Genomic DNA, 2,775 nt, shown 5'->3' on the forward strand with positions numbered 1-2,775 from the left:
AACAAATATTAACTGCGGGGAGTATTTTTGTATATCTCCTCCTCACAACGGCCACATCATCAGCCACAACCGCACCTAAGCACATTAGATCGGTCAAAATTCCGTTATCGTCACAGCCGATCCGTCCGATACCACAACAGATCGCTGGTGCGGATAACTTTAATCCCGATCTGAAATTATCACCACCAAGAGAACAGATCTCAATCCCCCCATCTCCATTACCCACAACTCAATCGACACCTTCACCTGGAGCTAATTCTGGTTCGGTTGAAGGTACAGGTGTAAAACCTGCTCCCGTTGGAGTACCTTTTGCTGTCTTAGAAGGCATCCAACCCAATATTCATAATGACTGGAATAACTCCGGTCAAGTGAACCGGATTATCGAATCAACTGCAATACTTCGGCTCAATAATGGCGATCGAATCTTATTCACAACTGGTTACAATACTTACGAACAGCCAGATACAAAAACTGTTACCAATGTCCCCCTGGGGATTGATTGGGAAACCAAAATTAACTCGCTTAAAGTTCGTTCGGGAGTAGGTGTCGATATATTGAGCGGAGCTACTACTCCCAATTTTAATCTCAAAGTAGACTATCCCTTGACGACTGGTTTAACTGTGTCTGCGGATTTGCAACAGGGAGCTTATAAATTTAATGCCAAAACGATCGAGAATCAAATCTCTGCCCTGCGTTATGGGCCATCAGTATTTTGGCAATTAGATAAAGATACATCCTTGTTCTCATCTCTAAAATTAGGTAGTTACAGCGACAGCAACCAGGAGCAACAATCGTTCAGCCGCATCGAACGTAAGTTCGGTGAGTTTTCAGTAGCTGGTAATTTATTTACCTGGAATTACAAAAATTCAACTGACAAAGGTTACTTTGCTCCTCCAGACTTTCTAGTTTATACAGGCGAAGTTGCCTGGGAAGGTAGTGTGATTCGAGATGTCCTCAATTGTCGGCTATCGGCTAGTTTGGGCGGACAGAATGTTAATTCTACCAGCTCTGATGCTGGTGGCTATCAAACTAAGTGTACTGCGAAGATTTCACCCAATCTTGAAGCGGATTTCGGTTATAGCTTTAGTAATGTCAAAAGTACCGTACAGACCACTAGCAATGCAAATAGCCAATCTATTCTCGGTCAAGTTCGGGTGAAGTTTTAGGTAAATTAAGTTATAGAGATTATGTCGATTATCACCCCACCAGATGTCTGTCTAGATCTAACTTCAGTCCCCACGAAGAGCCGGAAGTTGTGGCAATACGATCCCGATCTTTATGGGAAACGCGATCTCCGCATCGATTTTCTGCGCGGTGTGGCGATCGTGTCGATGGTAGTCAATCATTTAGAATGCCGATCGTATTTTAATAATATTACTCAAGGACATATCTATGCGAGTTCGGCAGAAGGATTTGTGTTTTTATCTGGCTTTGTTTTAGGATTTGTGACCTTGCAACGAATTGATAAGATTGGCTTGAATTCTGCGATGCAGAAGCTATTAGAACGAGCGAAAATCTTGTATTTTACAAGCTTTATCCTCATTGCTGGTTTGGGATTGCTAAGTATTGTCGCACCAGGGATGACTCGACCGAGTTTCGATCGCGCGCCTGGAGAATGGTGGCAAATTTTGCTCGCGGCTGGAACGCTCCATTTGGCTCCACCAATCGTCGATATTTTGCAACTATATGTGTTGTGTTTATTAGCTTCTCCCGCCATATTTTGGTTGTTGCGGCGGGGACTTTTATTACCACTATTAACTGCTTCTTGGACATTGTGGTGGATTCAACAAGTGCATCCCTATTCGTTTAGCTTGCAACCGCTCGATCGCGCTCATCCGTATTTTGTCTTTAGTACTTGGCAAATCCTGTACGTGCATGGTGTCGCCGCTGGTTATCACAAGGATAGGTTAGCAAAAACATGGAAACGCTTGCCCAAAATACCAGTGCTATTGGGAATGCTCGCGATCGTCATTGCCGCCTTAGTTACAGCTCATTTCGATCTTCAACTCGGAACGTGGCCCCAGAAGGTGCAAGATCGGGCATTATGGCTGCGATTGACAGATCGAAGTATCAATGGCCCAATTCGATTAGTAACGCTGCTGGGACTATTTTCGCTGATGTTTATGGCTGTAGACAGGTTTTGGATACCATTGTCCAAAACGCTGGGTAATTTGCTGATTCCCTTGGGTCAAAACTCTCTATATGTCTACATTATTCATGTGCCTTTGACTTTAATCTGGTTTATGATTCCCGGTTTGATTCAAGGCAGTACTTGGTTAGTCAGTTTAGCTCAAGCGAGCGGGATCGGTTTGTGCTGGTGGCTGGTTAAAAAGGAGGTTTTGTTTAAAATTATTCCTCGGTGATACTTAATATAAATTATCTATTTGTCGATCGACAAATAGATGATAAAAATCGCCCCCATCCTCATGACAGTTCAGACAAACGGCAAATCACTCTTAATTAGCATAGAAATCACACTAGATCGATCGCCGATTCAGCATAAATGAAGTGACAGATGTTAAATCCAGAGTAACAAGAACAACAAATGATGCTGCTCGACCTGCTCGCACTTGATGGGAAACTTGAATTATATGCACAAAATGGTAAATTTTTAGGGTTACTATCTAGCGATCGAACCGATCCTAACTCGGTTATAAATCTGAAGACATATGGAAATCCTCACAATATCAATAGTATCTACTATGAACATGGTATTTATGGCGGTCAATATGGTCGGCATAGTCCTTACAACCGCTACTGTCTCTATCCACCTGA

Annotated in this window: 2 protein-coding genes and 1 pseudogene; all 3 read left to right on the forward strand. The window is 42.9% G+C overall.

The window, feature by feature from the left end:
• A partial coding sequence (locus RMO84_RS04910) for a hypothetical protein (protein ID WP_396135773.1) occupies window positions 1-1,166 on the forward strand: 1,166 nt, incomplete at its 5' end.
• Window positions 1,167-1,187: 21 nt separating this feature from the next.
• Complete coding sequence (opgC, locus tag RMO84_RS04915) at window positions 1,188-2,363, forward strand: OpgC domain-containing protein (RefSeq protein WP_310487363.1); 1,176 nt, start codon at window positions 1,188-1,190, stop codon at window positions 2,361-2,363.
• A 182-nt stretch (window positions 2,364-2,545) separates the two neighbouring features.
• A pseudogene (locus tag RMO84_RS04920) lies at window positions 2,546-2,775 on the forward strand (hypothetical protein); the annotation flags it as partial.

It is taken from the genome of Chamaesiphon sp. VAR_69_metabat_338 (genome assembly GCF_031423935.1).
In the GTDB taxonomy this organism is placed as follows: domain Bacteria; phylum Cyanobacteriota; class Cyanobacteriia; order Cyanobacteriales; family Chamaesiphonaceae; genus Chamaesiphon.

Bases quoted from the DNA above. Each gene is read 5' to 3' on its own strand.
- opgC (WP_310487363.1), top strand. From the start codon at position 1,188: ATGTCGATTATCACCCCACCAGATGTCTGTCTAGATCTAACTTCAGTC.